Origin of the sequence: Barrientosiimonas endolithica (assembly GCF_030296655.1) — a bacterium.
GTDB classification, from domain to species: Bacteria; Actinomycetota; Actinomycetes; order Actinomycetales; family Dermatophilaceae; genus Barrientosiimonas; species Barrientosiimonas humi.
This window is the reverse complement of sequence record NZ_AP027735.1, coordinates 877,731-893,500: the sequence shown is the minus strand read 5'-3', so window position 1 is coordinate 893,500 and position 15,770 is coordinate 877,731. Positions and strand designations below refer to the sequence as shown.

Annotated in this window: 11 protein-coding genes and 1 pseudogene; 7 read left to right on the top strand and 5 right to left on the bottom strand. The window is 71.5% G+C overall.

Features of this window, described 5'->3' with window-relative positions:
- Positions 1 to 2 precede the first annotated feature (2 nt).
- From treS to QUE40_RS04580, 6 genes and pseudogenes are all read left to right on the top strand, one after another.
- Positions 3 to 1,718: a maltose alpha-D-glucosyltransferase gene (gene treS, locus QUE40_RS04605; RefSeq protein WP_142007396.1), complete on the top strand. Its 1,716-nt coding sequence runs from the start codon at positions 3 to 5 to the stop codon at positions 1,716 to 1,718.
- 1 nt (position 1,719) lies between these two features.
- A pseudogene (locus QUE40_RS04600) lies at positions 1,720 to 1,980 on the top strand (maltokinase N-terminal cap-like domain-containing protein); the annotation flags it as partial.
- A 1,489-nt stretch (positions 1,981 to 3,469) separates the two neighbouring features.
- A complete protein-coding gene (gene glgB, locus QUE40_RS04595) occupies positions 3,470 to 5,653 on the top strand; it encodes a 1,4-alpha-glucan branching protein GlgB (RefSeq protein WP_433997042.1) in 2,184 nt (727 codons plus the stop codon).
- Between the two features lie 61 nt (positions 5,654 to 5,714).
- Positions 5,715 to 7,361, top strand: a complete 1,647-nt coding sequence (gene pgm, locus QUE40_RS04590; RefSeq protein ID WP_289232439.1) for a phosphoglucomutase (alpha-D-glucose-1,6-bisphosphate-dependent) — start codon at positions 5,715 to 5,717, stop codon at positions 7,359 to 7,361.
- 25 nt (positions 7,362 to 7,386) lie between these two features.
- Complete coding sequence (locus tag QUE40_RS04585; protein WP_289232438.1) at positions 7,387 to 7,872, top strand: hypothetical protein; 486 nt, start codon at positions 7,387 to 7,389, stop codon at positions 7,870 to 7,872.
- Positions 7,873 to 7,876: 4 nt separating this feature from the next.
- The gene (locus tag QUE40_RS04580; RefSeq protein WP_289232437.1) at positions 7,877 to 8,239 is read left to right on the top strand and encodes a hypothetical protein; all 363 of its coding nucleotides are present in this window, start codon (positions 7,877 to 7,879) and stop codon (positions 8,237 to 8,239) included.
- 18 nt (positions 8,240 to 8,257) lie between these two features.
- Here the strand turns inward: QUE40_RS04580 and pntB are convergent, their stop codons facing one another.
- From pntB to QUE40_RS04555, 5 genes are all read right to left on the bottom strand, one after another.
- A complete protein-coding gene (gene pntB / locus QUE40_RS04575; protein ID WP_142004603.1) occupies positions 8,258 to 9,649 on the bottom strand; it encodes a Re/Si-specific NAD(P)(+) transhydrogenase subunit beta in 1,392 nt (463 codons plus the stop codon).
- Complete coding sequence (locus tag QUE40_RS04570; RefSeq protein WP_289232436.1) at positions 9,646 to 11,181, bottom strand: Re/Si-specific NAD(P)(+) transhydrogenase subunit alpha; 1,536 nt, start codon at positions 11,179 to 11,181, stop codon at positions 9,646 to 9,648. The genes pntB and QUE40_RS04570 overlap by 4 nt, the downstream gene beginning before the upstream one ends.
- A gap of 5 nt (positions 11,182 to 11,186) precedes the next feature.
- Complete coding sequence (locus QUE40_RS04565; protein WP_289232435.1) at positions 11,187 to 12,428, bottom strand: ATP-grasp domain-containing protein; 1,242 nt, start codon at positions 12,426 to 12,428, stop codon at positions 11,187 to 11,189.
- Positions 12,429 to 12,474: 46 nt separating this feature from the next.
- The gene (locus QUE40_RS04560; protein ID WP_289232434.1) at positions 12,475 to 13,224 is read right to left on the bottom strand and encodes an esterase family protein; all 750 of its coding nucleotides are present in this window, start codon (positions 13,222 to 13,224) and stop codon (positions 12,475 to 12,477) included.
- 93 nt (positions 13,225 to 13,317) lie between these two features.
- Positions 13,318 to 14,145 (bottom strand): helix-turn-helix transcriptional regulator, encoded by an 828-nt coding sequence (locus tag QUE40_RS04555; RefSeq protein ID WP_170206764.1) that lies wholly within the window; start codon positions 14,143 to 14,145, stop codon positions 13,318 to 13,320.
- Between the two features lie 151 nt (positions 14,146 to 14,296).
- Here QUE40_RS04555 and QUE40_RS04550 point away from each other — a divergent pair, with 151 nt between their 5' ends.
- Positions 14,297 to 15,748: an MFS transporter gene (locus QUE40_RS04550; RefSeq protein ID WP_350227069.1), complete on the top strand. Its 1,452-nt coding sequence runs from the start codon at positions 14,297 to 14,299 to the stop codon at positions 15,746 to 15,748.
- The last annotated feature ends 22 nt before the right edge of the window (positions 15,749 to 15,770 follow it).

Sequence of the window (15,770 nt, the reverse complement as noted above, 5' to 3'; positions counted from 1 at the left end):
TGGTGCAAGGTCTCAACCTGCAGCAGCCGGGTCTGCGGCACGACCCGCAGTGGTTCAAGAAAGCCGTGTTCTACGAGGTGCTCGTGCGCGGCTTCGGCGACTCGACCGGGTCCGGCTCGGGCGACTTCTCCGGCCTGCTGCAACGTCTCGACTACCTGCAGTGGCTCGGCGTCGACTGCCTGTGGCTGCCCCCGTTCTACGCCTCTCCCCTGCGCGACGGCGGGTACGACATCAGCGACTACACCGCGGTGCTCCCCGAGTTCGGGACGCTGCCGGAGTTCACCGAGCTGGTCACCCAGGCGCACGCGCGCGGCATCCGGATCATCACCGACCTGGTGATGAACCACACCAGCGACCAGCACCCGTGGTTCCAGGCGTCGCGCTCGGACCCCGAGGGCCCCTACGGCGACTTCTACGTCTGGTCCGACACCGACGAGCGCTACCCCGACGCGCGGATCATCTTCGTCGACACCGAGGTGTCGAACTGGACCTTCGACCCGGTGCGCCGGCAGTTCTTCTGGCACCGCTTCTTCTCCCACCAGCCCGACCTCAACTTCGAGAACCCGGCCGTGGCCGAGGCGATGTTCGACGTCATGCGGTTCTGGCTGGACATGGGCATCGACGGGTTCCGGCTCGACGCCGTGCCCTACCTGTTCGAGGAGGACGGGCACAACGGCGAGAACCACCCGCGCACGCACGAGTTCCTCGCCCGGCTGCGCGCCAAGGTCGACGAGGAGTACCCCGGGCGGATCCTGCTCGCCGAGGCCAACCAGCTGCCGCACGAGGTGGTCGACTACTTCGGCACCGAGGAGGAGCCGGAGTGCCACATGTGCTTCCACTTCCCGGTGATGCCGCGGCTGTTCTACTCGCTGCGCGAGGAGAAGGCCGCCCCGATCATCGACGTGCTCGCCGAGACCCCCGCGATCCCGGGCGGCACGCAGTGGGGCACGTTCCTGCGCAACCACGACGAGCTCACGCTCGAGATGGTCACGCCCGAGGAGCGCGCCGCGATGTACGGCTGGTACGCCCCCGACGCCCGGATGCGCGCCAACGTCGGCATCCGTCGGCGGCTGGCTCCGCTGCTGGACAACTCGCGGCCGGAGATCGAGCTGGCGCACGCGATGCTGCTGTCGCTGCCCGGCTCGCCGTGCCTGTACTACGGCGACGAGATCGGCATGGGCGACAACATCTGGCTCGACGACCGCGACGCGGTGCGCACCCCGATGCAGTGGTCGCCCGACCGCAACGCCGGGTTCTCCGCGTCCGACCCGGGCAAGCTCTACCTGCCGATCGTGTCCAGCCTCGTCTACCACTACAACAACGTGAACGTCGAGGCGCAGATGGCGTCGAGCTCCTCGTTGCTGCACTGGGTCCGGGGCATGCTCTCCGTACGCGCGCAGCACCCGGTCTTCGGGCTCGGCGACTTCGTGGTCGCCCCCGCGGACAACGAGGCGGTGCTCGCCTACACGCGCACGATGAGCAAGGCGGACGCCCAGTCCGAGAACGCCCGGCACCGCCGGGTGCTGTGCGTCAACAACCTGTCCTCCCGCCCGCAGGCGACCCGCATCCAGCTGCCCGAGGAGCTGGCCGGGGCCGAGGTCGGCGACCTGTTCGGCGGGGTCGGCTTCCCCGACGTCGCCGACGACGGGACGCTGCAGCTGACCCTGGGGTCGCGCGACTTCTTCTGGTTCTCCCTCACGACCCAGGACAAGGACTGACATGGCGACCATCCACCGGGCCACCCTCGAGCCCGACAAGGTGACGATCGTCTCCCGCTGGATCGCCGACCGTCGGTGGTACGCCGGCACCGGCACGCCCGCGCTGCGCCAGCTGGCGGCGTACCGGTTCGACGACCCCGACGGCGAGGTGGGCCTGGAGACCCTGCTGCTGCTCGACGAGTCCGGGGCCTCGCCGGTGCTCTACCAGGTGCCGCTCAGCTATCGCGGCGCGCCGCTGGAGAGCGCGCCCGAGCGCGCGTTCCTCGGCGAGATGCAGCACTCGGTGCTCGGCACCCGCTACGTCTACGACGCGGCCTACGACCCGGTGTACGCCACCGAGCTGCTGCGCGCGATCGTGCAGGGCGGCAGCGAGGCGGGCCAGGTCGTCGCCGACTCCGGCGAGTCCCGCCCCAGCACCGCGACGTGCAAGGGCAGCGGCCTGCTCGGCACCCGTCCGCGGCACGGCGACGGCACCCAGCACGACCTGGCGGTGACCAGCGCGCGGGTGCTGACCGGTGAGCAGTCCAACACCTCGCTCATCGCCAACGTGACCCTCGACGGCCAGGAGCTGCAGGTCATCACCAAGGTGTTCCGGGTGCTGCACGACGGGCGCAACCCCGACGTGGAGCTGCAGGGCAGCCTCACCGCCGCGGGCAGCACGCGGGTGCCGCGGATGCTCGGGTGGCTGCAGGGCGGCTGGACCGACCAGGCCACCGGGACCCGCCACACCGGCGACCTCGCGATGGCCCAGCAGTTCCTCCCCGGGGTGCAGGACGCCTGGCGCGAGGCGCTGCGCGCGGCCACCGACAACCGCGACTTCACCCGTGAGGCGCGCGCGCTCGGCGAGGCGACGGCCGACGTGCACGCCCAGCTCGCCGCGGGGCAGCCGACCGCCGACGCCGACGCCGAGCGCGTCGCCGGCACCATCGCCGGGATGCGCGCCCGGCTCGAGGAGGCGATCGCGGCCGACCCGTCAGTGGCCGAGCACCGCGACGCCGTCGAGCGGGTCTTCCAGCGGCTGGAGTCGGCCGACTGGCCGCCGCTGCAGCGGGTGCACGGCGACTACCACCTCGGGCAGGTGCTCGACGCCCCCGGCCTCGGCTGGGTACTGCTGGACTTCGAGGGCGAGCCGCTGCGGCCGCTGGCCGAGCGGGCCGAGCCCGACGCCGCCGTGCGCGACGTGGCCGGCATGCTGCGCTCGTTCGACTACGCCGCCGGGTCGGTCCAGCAGACCGACGGCCTGGACCGCACGGCCTGGGCGCGCGACGCGCGCACCGCCTTCCTCGAGGGCTACGCCGCCGACGGCGGACTGAGCGAGCAGGACCCGCTGCTGCGGGCGTACGAGCTCGACAAGGCGCTCTACGAGCTCGTCTACGAGACCCGCCACCGGCCCGACTGGGTCGGGATCCCGCGTGCTGCGGTGGACCGTCTGGCCACCGCACAGTCGACTGGAGATGACATGAACACCGAACGACCGCAAGGAGATTCGCCGACCACCACAGGTGCGCGGACCGGTTCCACCGCGTCGTCGGTCTACCTCGCACGCGGCGGGGGCCAGGGTCGCCTCGCGGCTCCGCTGCCCGGCCGGGCCGCCGCCCCCGCAGCCGCGCCCGCGCCCACCACCGGCGACGAGCGCGCCGACGGCTCGGGTCCGGCCCCCTCGACCACGCCGAGGCCGACCTGCTGCTGCGCGGGCTGCACCGCGGGCCGCACTCCTCCTCGGGGCGCACCCGAGCAAGAACGGAGCGACCGTGCGCGTGCTGCGCCCGCTCGCCGACCGCGTGCAGCTGCGCCTGGCCGACGGCGAGACGGTCGACCTGCAGCACGACTACGAGGGCATCTGGTCGGGCCTGGTGCCCGGCGACGGGGTGCCCGACTACCGGGTCGTGACGACGTACGACGACGGCGTCGAGCACGTCGCCGACGACCCCTACCGCTTCCTCCCGACGCTCGGCGAGATCGACATCCACCTGATCGGTGAGGGCCGGCACGAGCAGCTGTGGCAGGTGCTGGGCGCCCGCGTGCGCACCTATCCCAGCGAGCTGGGCGAGGTGCGCGGCACCTCGTTCGCGGTGTGGGCGCCGCACGCCCGCGCGGTGCAGGTCGTCGGCGACTTCAACCGCTGGGACGGCGGCGGGCACTCGATGCGGGTGCTCGGCAGCTCGGGCGTCTGGGAGCTGTTCGTGCCCGGCGTCGAGCCGGGGAGTGCGTACAAGTTCAACATCCTCAGCGCCGACGGCGAGTGGCGCGCGAAGGCCGACCCGATGGCGCGGCGCGCGCAGGTGGCTCCGCAGACGGCGTCGGTCGTCACCGACTCGACCCACGAGTGGGACGACGAGGAGTGGATGCGGCGACGGGTCGAGCACAACCCGCACCACGGGCCGATGAGCACCTACGAGGTCCACCTCGGCAGCTGGCGCCAGGACCACGGCTACCTCGACCTGGCCGAGCACCTGGTCAACTACGTCAAGGACCTGGGTTTCACCCACGTCGAGCTGATGCCGGTCATGGACCACCCCTACCCGCCGAGCTGGGGCTACCACGTCACCAGCTACTACGCCCCGAACGCCCGGTTCGGCAGCCCCGACGACTTCAAGCAGCTCGTCGACACGCTGCACCAGAACGGCATCGGCGTGATCCTGGACTGGGTGCCCGGCCACTTCGCCACCGACGAGTGGGCGCTGGCCCGCTTCGACGGCACCCCGCTGTACGAGCACCCCGACCCGCGGCGCGGCTGGCACCCCGAGTGGGGCTCGTTCATCTTCGACTTCGGCCGGCCGCAGGTGCGCAACTTCCTGGTCGCCAACGCCGTCTACTGGCTCGAGGAGTTCCACGTCGACGGGCTGCGCATCGACGGCGTCGCCTCGATGCTCTACCTCGACTACGCCCGCGGGCACGGCCAGTGGGTGCCGAACCAGTTCGGCGGCAAGGAGAACCTCGAGGCCGTCCAGCTGCTGCAGGAGACCAACGCGACGGTCTACAAGCGGGTGCCCGGCGTGGTCACGATCGCCGAGGAGTCCACCTCGTGGCCGGGGGTCACCGCACCGACGAGCGACGGCGGCCTGGGCTTCGGCCTGAAGTGGAACATGGGTTGGATGCACGACTCCCTGGAGTACCTCGCCAAGGAGCCGGTCTACCGCAAGTACCACCACCACAAGATGACGTTCGGGCTGACGTACGCCTTCAGCGAGAAGTTCGTGCTGCCGATCAGCCACGACGAGGTCGTGCACGGCAAGGGCTCGCTGCTGCGCAAGATGCCCGGCAACCGGTGGGAGCAGCTGGCCAACCTGCGCGCCTACCTCGGCTTCATGTGGTCCCACCCCGGCAAGCAGCTGCTGTTCATGGGCACCGAGTTCGCGCAGGAGGCCGAGTGGGCCGACGGGCGCAGCCTCGACTGGTGGCTGCTCGACCAGCCGGCGCACTGGGGCGTGCACGCGCTGACCAAGGACCTCAACCGGATCTACCGCGAGCACCGGGCGCTGTGGGAGTACGACCACGTCCCCGACGGCTTCCAGTGGCTCGACGCCGACGACGCGGCCGGGAACACGTACGCCTTCGTGCGCTACGGCGAGGGCGAGGGCGCCGACCGGCCGAGCGTGGTGGCGGTCTGCAACTTCAGCGGGTCGCAGCGTCAGGACCTGCGCATCGGGATGCCGCACCAGGGCCGCTGGCTGGAGGTGCTCAACACCGACGCCGAGGCGTACGGCGGCAGCGGCGCCGGCAACCTCGGCGCGGTCGAGGCCGTCGCCGAGCCGCACCAGGGCCAGCCCGCCTCCGCCCGCGTCACGCTCGGTCCGCTGTCGACCGTGTGGTTCGTCCCCGAGGAGACCAAGCCGGCCGAGACGACCAAGCCGGTCGAGACGACCAAGCCGGCCGAGGCCACCAAGCCGGTCGAGGCCACCAAGCCGGTCGAGGCACCCAAGCCGGTCGAGTAGGCCGGAGCCTGCGGAGGCCGTATCGAGACCCCGATGATGGTTCGAACGAAGGATGGCGACGATGAGTGACTCCCGTGCAGGACAGCCGGCCGAGCCGCGCGACCTGGTCGACGTGGCCGCGCTGGTCACGGCGTACTACATGACCGAGCCCGATCCCGACGACGTCGACCAGCAGGTCACGTTCGGCACCTCCGGGCACCGCGGCTCCTCGTTCGCCGGGGCGTTCAACGAGGGGCACATCCTCGCGACCACGCAGGCGATCTGCGACTACCGCCGCGAGCAGGGCATCGACGGGCCGCTGTTCCTCGGCCGCGACACGCACGGGCTGTCCGAGCCGGCGTGGTCGTCGGCGCTGCAGGTGCTCGCGGCCAACGACGTGACGGTGCTGGTCGACGACCGCGACGGGTTCACTCCGACGCCCGCGGTGTCGCACGCGATCCTGCGCGCCAACCGCGGAAAAGACCTGAGCCGCAAGGGAATCGGGCTCGCGGACGGCATCGTCGTCACGCCGTCGCACAACCCGCCGGCCGACGGCGGTTTCAAATACAACCCGCCGCACGGCGGCCCGGCCGACACCGACGCCACGACGGTCATCGCCGACCGCGCCAACGCCTACCTGCGCGGCAAGGACGAGCAGGTGCGCCGGGTCTCGCTGGCGCGGGCGCGCGCGGCCGCGCAGACGTACGACTTCCTCGGGACCTACGTCGACGACCTGCCGAACGTCGTCGACCTGGCCAAGGTTAAGGAGGCCGGCATCCGCATCGGGGCCGACCCGCTGGGCGGTGCGAGCGTCGCCTTCTGGGGCGAGATCGCCGAGCGGCACGGGATCGACCTGACCGTGGTGAACCCGCTGGTCGACCCGACGTGGCGGTTCATGACGCTGGACTGGGACGAGAAGATCCGGATGGACTGCTCCTCGCCGTACGCCATGGCGTCGCTGATCTCGCGCAAGGACGAGTTCCAGATCGCCACCGGCAACGACGCCGACTCCGATCGGCACGGCATCGTCACGCCCGACGGCGGCCTGATGAACCCCAACCACTTCCTCGCCGTGGCGATCCAGTACCTCTACGGCGGCGCGCGGCCCGGCTGGCGCTCCGACCGCGTCGGCAAGACGCTCGTCTCCTCCTCGATGATCGACCGGGTGGCCGCCGACCTCGGCAAGGAGCTGTGGGAGGTGCCCGTCGGGTTCAAGTGGTTCGTGCCCGGACTCCTCGACGGCTCGGTCGGGTTCGGCGGCGAGGAGTCGGCGGGTGCGTCGTTCCTGCGCACCGACGGCACCGTGTGGACCACCGACAAGGACGGCATCATCCTGGCGCTGCTCGCCTCGGAGATCCTCGCCGCCACCGGCAAGAGCCCCAGCGAGCACTACGCCGATCTCGTTGCGGCGCATGGCGATCCGGCCTACGCCCGGGTCGACGCACCGGCCGACCGTGCGCAGAAGGCCAAGCTCAAGGCGCTGTCGCCCGACGACGTCGAGGCCGACTCCCTCGCCGGCGAGGCGATCACCGCGAAGCTCACCGAGGCGCCAGGCAACGGCGCCGCGATCGGCGGGCTGAAGGTCACCACGGAGAACGCCTGGTTCGCCGCGCGCCCGTCGGGCACCGAGGACGTCTACAAGATCTACGCCGAGTCCTTCCGCGGCCCCGAGCACCTCGAGCAGGTGCAGGCCGAGGCGCGCGAGGTCGTGGGCGCGGCGCTGGGTTGAGCGCGCCTGTGCCAGAGTGGCGCCCGTGGAGGACCAGACCGAGACGGGGCGGTTGTTCGTCATCAGCAGCGCCGAGCCGGCGCGCACCACGGTCGGGCGTGCCCTGGCCGAGACGCTGACCAAGGCGGTGTTCATCGACGGCGAGGTCGTCGGCGACGTCGTGGTCAGCGGTCGCGCCGAGGTGGGCGACGAGCCGAGCAGCGAGGCGGTGGAGCAGCTGCTCTTCCGCTACGCCGGCGGTCTGGTGCTGGCCGACACCTACCGCGCCGCCGGGTTCGACGCGGTGATCGCCGAGGAGATCCCGAGCCTGTTCTTCGAGGACTACCTCGAGATCGCCGCCCCCGAGACGCTGCACCTGGTGCTGCTCGGACCGACGGGCGACGCAGGTGCGACCGACGGCTCGGACGCGGTCGGCCTGCGGCTCGACCCGGCCGAGCGTGACGTGCCGGAGACGGTGCTGGAGATCATCAAGCGCCAGCACGAGGCCGTCGTCGAGACCCCGGAGGGCTGAGGCCGTGGCGACTCCCGATCAATCCGGCCCGCAGCAGAGCGAGTCGCAGCAGCCCGGGCCGCAGCAGAACATCGAGGGCGCCGCGATCATCCTGGCCCTGCTGGCGCTGGTGCTGTCGTGGGTGGGCATGAGCTCGCGGGTCCTGGCCGTGGACTGCGCGCAGGTCGCGTGCGAGACGGGCGTCGCACGCGGCAGCGTGCTCGCGGCCGCCCCGCAGATCCCGCTCGCCGTGGTCGGCATCGCGCTCGCCTGGCTCCGTCGAGGCAAGGGACGGGCGAACCCGCGCCGGCCGATGGCGTACGCCGGGCTCGCGATGCTCCTGTGCTTCGCCGCGGGCATCGCCTGGGTGGTCAGCAGCACCCCCTGACGAAGGGGCGTCGACCGCTCAGAGCGCCGCGGCGATCTGCTCCACCCGCTCCTTGGCGTCGCCGAACAGCATCCGGGTGTTGTCGCGGAAGAACAGCGGGTTCTGCACCCCCGCGTAGCCGGTGGCCATCGAACGCTTGAACACGACGACGTCCTTGGCCTCCCACACGTGCAGCACCGGCATCCCCGCGATCGGCGACCCGGGCTCCTCGGCGGCCGAGGGGTTGACCGTGTCGTTGGCGCCGATCACCAGCACCACGTCGGTCTCGGGGAGGTCGTCGTTGATCTCGTCCATCTCGAGCACGACGTCGTAGGGCACCTTCGCCTCGGCCAGCAGCACGTTCATGTGGCCGGGCAGCCGGCCGGCGACCGGGTGGATGCCGAAGCGCACGTCGACGCCGGCCTTGCGCAGGCGCGAGGTCAGGTCGGCGACGGGGTACTGCGCCTGGGCCACCGCCATGCCGTAGCCGGGCGCGATGACGACCGACCTCGCCTCTCGCAGCAGCTCGGCCACCTCGTCGACGGAGGTCTCGCGGTGCTCGCCGTAGTCGCGCTCCTCGCCGGAAACCGTTCCGTCCGAACCGAACCCGCCGGCGATCACCGACACGAACGAGCGGTTCATGCCCTTGCACATCAGGTAGCTGAGGATCGCACCCGAGGCGCCCACGAGCGCTCCGGTGACGATCAGCAGGTCGTTGCCGAGCATGAAGCCGGCGGCCGCCGCGGCCCACCCTGAGTAGCTGTTGAGCATCGACACCACGACGGGCATGTCGCCGCCACCGATCGAGGCGACCAGGTGCCAACCGAAGGCGAGCGCGATCACGGTCATGGCGATCAGCGGGACGAACGACGGCGCCGCGACGAACCACACCAGCAGCCCGGCGCAGACGATCAGCGCGAGCAGGTTGAGCAGGTGCCGGCGCGGCAGCATCAGCGGCTTCGACGACATCTTGGCCGACAGCTTCAGGAAGGCCACGACCGAGCCGGACAGCGTGACCGCACCGATGAACACCCCGAGGAACACCTCGACCAGGTGCACGTTGGCCTCGGCGCCGGTCAGCCCGTGCGACTCGCGGTAGGAGTTGTAGCCCACGAGCACCGCCGCGAGGCCGACGAAGCTGTGCAGCATCGCGATCAGCTGCGGCATCTCGGTCATCTGCACGACCCGCGCGCGCCACAGACCGATCGCCGCGCCGATCGACATCGCCACCGCGATCAGCAGCACCGTCAGCCCCGGGTTGCTCGCCCGGTCGGCCGCCAGCCAGATCGTCGCGCCGAGCGCGACGACCATCCCGATCACGCCGTACGCGTTCCCGCGCCTGGCCGTCTCGTGCTTGGACAGCCCGGCGAGGGACATCACGAACAGCACGGCCGCGATGACGTACGCCGCCTGCACCAGGTTGCCGCTCATCGGGTGTCGTCCCGGGTGAACATGCGCAGCATGCGGCCCATCACCGCGAAGCCGCCGAAGATGTTGATGCTCGCGACCACCACCGCGGCGAACGCGAGCGTGCGCACCAGCAGGTCGTCGCTGCCCACCTGCAGCAGCGCGCCGACCAGGATGATGCCGCTGATCGCGTTGGTCTCGGCCATGAGCGGCGTGTGCAGCGCGTGCGCGACGTTGGAGATGACGTACAGCCCGACGATCACCGCGAGCGCGAACACCGTGAAGCTCCCGAGGAACGATGCCGGCGCGAACGCCGCGGCGAGCGCGAACAGCGCCGCGCCGAGCGCCATCGCGACGTATCGCCGCCGCGGGTCGGGCGGCGGGGGCGGCTCGGTCTCGACCGGCTCCGCGGCCTTCGCCGGCGCCGGGGCGGCCGACACCTGCACCGGCGGGGGCGGCCAGAGCACCTCGCCGTCGCGGGTGACCGTCAGCCCCCGCTGTACGACGTCGTCCAGGTCGAGCCGCAGCTCACCGTCCTTCTCGGGCGTGAGCAGCTTCAGCAGGTTGACGATGTTGGTGCCGAACAGCTGCGACGCCTGCGTGGGCAGCCGCCCCGGCAGATCGGTGTAGCCGACGACGCGAACTCCGTTGTCGCTCAACACGATCCGGTCGGGCTCGGACAGCTCGCAGTTGCCGCCGTTGGCCGCGGCCATGTCGACGATCACCGAGCCTGGCCGCATCGCCGCCACCGTCTCGGCGGTGATCAGCCGCGGCGCGGGCCGCCCGGGGATGAGCGCCGTGGTGATGACGATGTCGGCGGCGGCACACTCGGCGGCATACAGCTCCATCGTCATCCGCTCGGCGTCGCCGGTGAGCTCGGTGGCATAGCCGGAGTCGCTGGAGGCGTCGACGTCGAGGCGCACGAACTCGGCCCCCATCGACTCGACCTGCTCGGCCACCTCGGGCCGCACGTCGAACGCGCGCACCACCGCGCCCAGGCTGGAGGCGGTGCCGATCGCGGCCAGCCCGGCGACGCCCGCACCGATCACGAAGACCCGGGCCGGGGGCACCTTCCCGGCGGCGGTCACCTGCCCGGTGAACAGCGAGCCGAACTCGTGCGCCGCCTCGATGACCGCGCGGTAGCCGCCGAGCCCGGCCATCGACGAGAGCACGTCGAGCGACTGCGCGCGCGAGATGCGCGGCACCGCGTCCATCGCGAGCGCGGTGACGCCCTGGTCGGCGAGCCGCTGCACCAGCTCCGGCGACAGCGCCGGGCTGAGCAGCGAGATCAGCGTCGCCCCGCGTCGCAGCGCGGCCACCTCGGGCTCGGACGGCGCGCGCACCTTGAGCACGACGTCGCTCGCCCACACGGCGGCGGCGTCGCTGATCGTCGCGCCCGCGTCGGCGTACGCCTGGTCGGGGTAGGAGGACCGCTCCCCCGCACCCGACTCGACGACCACGTCGTAGCCGAGGTCGCGGATCTGCCCGACGGTCTTGGGGGTGGCGGCCACGCGCGTCTCACCCGTCGCGGTCTCCCGCGGAATGCCGATCTGCACGTCGATCAGCCCAGCCGGCCGGCTTCGTCCTTGGCCCACAGCCCGGTGAGGCCGCGGAAGTGCCCGAGGAACTTCTCGTGCTCGTGGGCGGGGTAGGTCGAGCGCACCGTCTCGACCAGCAGCCGGTCGAAGTCGTCGGACACGACCCAGTCGAGCACCATCTCGTCGACGTGCCCGAGGGCGTCGTCGACGAACTCCCGGTACCGCTCGGTCTCGAAGTGGTCGTCGGCCAGCTCCTGGTAGGCCTGGAGCTTGGCGCCGTAGTCGAGCGCGTCGTCGTCGGCGACCTCGAACCACGGCCCGGTGTCGATCTGGGTCTTGGCGGTGCGGTCGAACACCACGCAGTAGGCCGACCACTTCAGCAGGCTCTTGATGGCCCAGGGGAAGTAGTAGTGCAGCGAGGTGAGCGCGACGTCGGGGCAGGCGTTGGCGTAGTCGATCGGGTAGACGACGCCGTCCTTGACCAGCATCTCGCAGGAGTTGAACTCCCACCGGAAGAAGGCGTTGACCGTCTGGGCGATCGTCACCGTCTCCTGCCCGACCTCGGGCGAGAGGAAGTCGTACGACACCGCGTAGCGCTCGTGCATCGGCTCGTCGGGGCGGAACTTCATGACCATCGTCTCGGGGCCGATGGTGAGCGCCCGGGCGAACACCTCGAACCCGTCGACGGCCTTCTGCAGGTGCATGAGCATCTCGCCGGAGTCGTCGTACGACTGGTGCAGGTCGCGCTCGTCGCGGATCATCGAGACGCCGCGCCAGGCGCCGCCGTCGAACGGCTTCATGAACATGGGGTAGCCCAGCTCGGCCGCGACCGCGTCGAGGTCGAACGAGCGGTTGTACTTCGAGGAGGTGTAGGCCCAGCGCACGTTGTCGAGGGGGTTCTTGTAGGGCACCAGCACCGTCTCGGGCACGTGCATCCCGAGCCGCATGAGGGCGCAGTAGGCCGAGTGCTTCTCCATCGACTGGAACGTGAACGGGCTGTTGAGCAGGTAGACGTCGTCCATCAGCGCGGCCTTCTTGAGCCACTCGCGCGGGTGGTAGTACCAGTGCGCCAACCGATCGATGACCAGCTGCTGCCGTGGCGTGGAGCGCAGGTTGAACGGCTCGATCGTGAGCCGTTCGGTGCGCAGCTCGTGCTTGTCGCCGTCGGGCCCGGCGATCGGGCCGACTCGGCGCACGAGCTCCTCCAGCGCCTGGGGCCAGTCTTCCTCGGCCCCCAGCAGCAGTCCGATCAGATGCTCGGTCATCGTGCTCCTTCGCTCGGTTCGGCGGACTCTCGGGCAGCTTCGGCGGTCAGCAGAACCGCGGCAGGTGATGGGCCAGCTGCTTGCGCCACCACGGCCAGTCGTGCGCGACGTCGTGGCCCCACAGGTCGAGCTCGCAGGGAATGCCCTTGCGCTGCAGCAGCTCCGCGAGCTCCTGCGTCGACGGCAGCGCGCGGGTGGGCTGCACCTCGAACGGCCCCTGCCCGACGGTCAGCAGGACCGACGCGTGCCGGCGCAGCCACTCGAGGTGCTCGCCGTGCATGCCGGCGACATAGCTCATCGGGTTGGCGAAGTAGGTCGCGTCGCCGTGCTCGCCGTGCCCGTGCCAGCTGGTCACGTCGTAGCTGCCGGACATCCCGATCGCGAGCGGGACGACGTGCGCGTGGGTGAGCGTGAAGTGCACCGCGTGGTAGGCGCCGAGCGAGACCCCGAGGGTCATCAGCGGCGGCGCCTGGTCGCCCACCTGGCCGCGGATCCACGGCACCACGGCGTGCTCCAGCCACCGGGTGTACGCCTGGTGCCGGTGCGCGCGCTCCTCGGTGGTGGCGGCGTTGTCGGACCAGGACCAGCGGTCGGCGGAGTCGACGCAGAAGAAGCTGACCCGCCCGCCGTCGACGAGGTCGCGCACCGCCTCGACCATGCCGTTGCCGGCGAAGTCCTCGGCCCGCCCGGCCTCGCTGGGAAAGACCAGCACCGGCCGGCCCCAGTGGCCGTGCCGGATCACCCCGAGCTCGACGTCGGTGCCCGGGACCTGGAGCTGGGTCCGCTCGCCGTCCACGGGGACATCCTGTCCTACGGGTGAGGCCGCGCACAGCGTTCACGGGGAACGGGTCCGCCTGTCGAACGAGCCGCGCAGGACGTACGCGCTCGCTCAGCTGCGGGCGAGCAGCTCCAGCCCGTCGGCGGCCGGCGTGCCGGGCTCGGCGTGATAGATCCCGATGCGGTGGGTGCTGTCCGAGAGGCTGAGCACCTCGAACGCCACGTCGATGCGCCCGACCAGCGGGTGCTGGAAGCGCTTCACGCCGAACCCGCAGTCCTGCACCAGGTGCTTGGACCACAGCCTGGCGAACTCGTCGCTCTTGCGGCACAGCTCCCCGACCAGCGCGGTGAGCGCCGGGTCCTCGGGGTTGTTGCCGGAGGAGAAGCGCAGGAAGGCGACCATGTCCTTGGCGACCTGGTCGGCGTCGACATACAGGTCGCGGCCGTCCGGGTCGAGGAAGAACATCTTCAGCAGGTTGGGCCGGTTGCGCGTCTGCCGCGGGTGCTCGAAGCAGGTCTGGTAGCCGATCAGCTTGTGCCCCAACGGATTCCACGCCAGCACGTCGTTGCAGTGGTCGAGGATCACCGCCGGGTTGTGCATCGACCTGATCATCGCCACGGTCTCCGGGCGGGCCTGCGTCGGCTTGGGCCGCCGCGGCACCCGACCGGGCTCGGGGTGGGCCAGCCGGCGCAGGTGCTCGTGCTCCTGCGGGTTCAGCGACAGCGCCCGGGCCAGCGCGTCGATGACGCCGTCGGAGGCGTTGTGCGACGCCGACTGCTCCAGCCGCGTGTAGTACGTCGCGCTCACCCCCGCCAGCTGCGCCAGCTCCTCGCGGCGCAGACCGGGGACCCGGCGCGCGCCGTAGGACACCACGCCGACGTCCTCGGGGTTGATCGCGGCCCGTCGGATCCGCAGGAACTCGCCCAGCTCGGTCGTCATGCCCACCATTGTGCGGACGTACGCCCGGGGTTGCCTGTCCCTGTCAGTGATAGTCACGCGGTGGGTAGGCAGCGCGGGGGTCTGGCTGGCCCGGCCGCGCGGGCCGAGGTTGGTGGTCGTTCCACGACCGTCGACCCCGAAGGGGATCCCCGTGACCGCCGCACCACCCGTCGAGGCCCCCACCTCGATGACCCGCAAGCAGCTGCTGATCCTGTTGCTGCTGCTGGCCTCTCAGTTCATGCTCGCCGTCGACTTCTCCATCCTCAACGTCGCGCTGCCCACCGTCGGCGCCGGCCTGGGCTTCGCCGAGGCCGACCTGCAGTGGATCGCCACGTCGTTCGCGCTGTGCGCGGCAGGGTTCACGCTGCTGCTCGGCCGGGTCGGCGACTACGTCGGCCGCCGGCGCATCTTCCTCATCGGCATGGCCTCGCTCGGGATCGCCTCTCTCGTGGGCGGACTCGCGACCAACCCGGCCATGCTGCTCACGGCTCGGGTGGCGCAGGGCCTCGCCACCGCGGCCGTGACCCCCGCCGGCCTGTCGCTGCTGACGACCTCGTTCCCGGAGGGTCCGCTGCGTGCCCGCGCGCTCGGCCTCAACAGCGTGATGATGTCGACCGGCTTCACCGCCGGCGCGATCCTCGGCGGCGTGCTCACCGACCTGCTGAGCTGGCGCTGGGCGTTCCTGGTCAACGTGCCCGTCGCCGCGGTCGTGGTGCTGCTCGCGCCGCTGCTGCTCACCGACAGCGCCGACCGCGAACGGTCGCCCCTCGACGTCCCGGGGGCGGTGCTGGTGACCACCGGCCTGCTCGCCCTGGTGTTCGGCGTGACCCGCGCCGGCGAGGAGGGCTTCACCGACCCGTGGGCCGTCGCGGCGATGCTGGCCTCGGTCGTGCTGCTCGTCGCGTTCTGGCGCGCCGAGTCGCACCACCCGCACCCGCTGGTGCCGACCGCGATCCTGCGCCGGCGCACCATCGGCTGGGGCAACGCCGCGGGCTTCGTCACCTTCTCGATGGAGAGCTCGCTGGTCTTCCTGCTGACGCTCTACCTGCAGCACGTGCTGGACCTGACCCCGCTGCAGACCGGGCTCACGCTCGGCGGGCTCGGGCTGGGCGCGATCCTCGGCGGCGTGACCGGGCCGCGGGTCATCGCCACCTTCGGGGTGCGCGGTGCGCTCGTCGGCGGGCTGTCTGTGCAGGCGGTCTTCACCGCGCTGCTGCTGCTCGTCGGCCCCGCGGTGGGCTGGATCTGGCTGGTGCTCGGCGCCACCTTCCTCGGCGCGATCGGCCACGTGTGCGTGATCGTCGGCTTCATGGTCGCGGCCACCTCCGGGCTGCCCGACCACGAGCAGGGCCTGGCCACCGGCCTCGCCACGATGACCCAGCAGGTGGGTGTCGCCATGGGCGTCCCGGTCATGAGCGCGGTCGCCACGACGGTCGGCTCCCTGGAGTCGCTGGGCGCGCTGCGCGTGGCGATCGGCGTCGACGCAGCGGTCGTCGCGGCGGCCGCGCTGCTCGTCGCCACCCAGCTGCGGGGAGAGCCGGCGCCCGTCGCGGGAGCCAACGAGGACGTACGGGCTGACGGTGAGGTCCCCGCCTCCGCCTGACCCCCGGCACACCCCCGCACAC

Bases quoted from the DNA above. Each gene is read 5' to 3' on its own strand.
- pgm (WP_289232439.1), top strand. From the start codon at position 5,715: ATGAGTGACTCCCGTGCAGGACAGCCGGCCGAGCCGCGCGACCTGGTC.
- pntB (WP_142004603.1), bottom strand. From the start codon at position 9,649: ATGAGCGGCAACCTGGTGCAGGCGGCGTACGTCATCGCGGCCGTGCTG.
- QUE40_RS04565 (WP_289232435.1), bottom strand. From the start codon at position 12,428: ATGACCGAGCATCTGATCGGACTGCTGCTGGGGGCCGAGGAAGACTGG.
- QUE40_RS04555 (WP_170206764.1), bottom strand. From the start codon at position 14,145: ATGACGACCGAGCTGGGCGAGTTCCTGCGGATCCGACGGGCCGCGATC.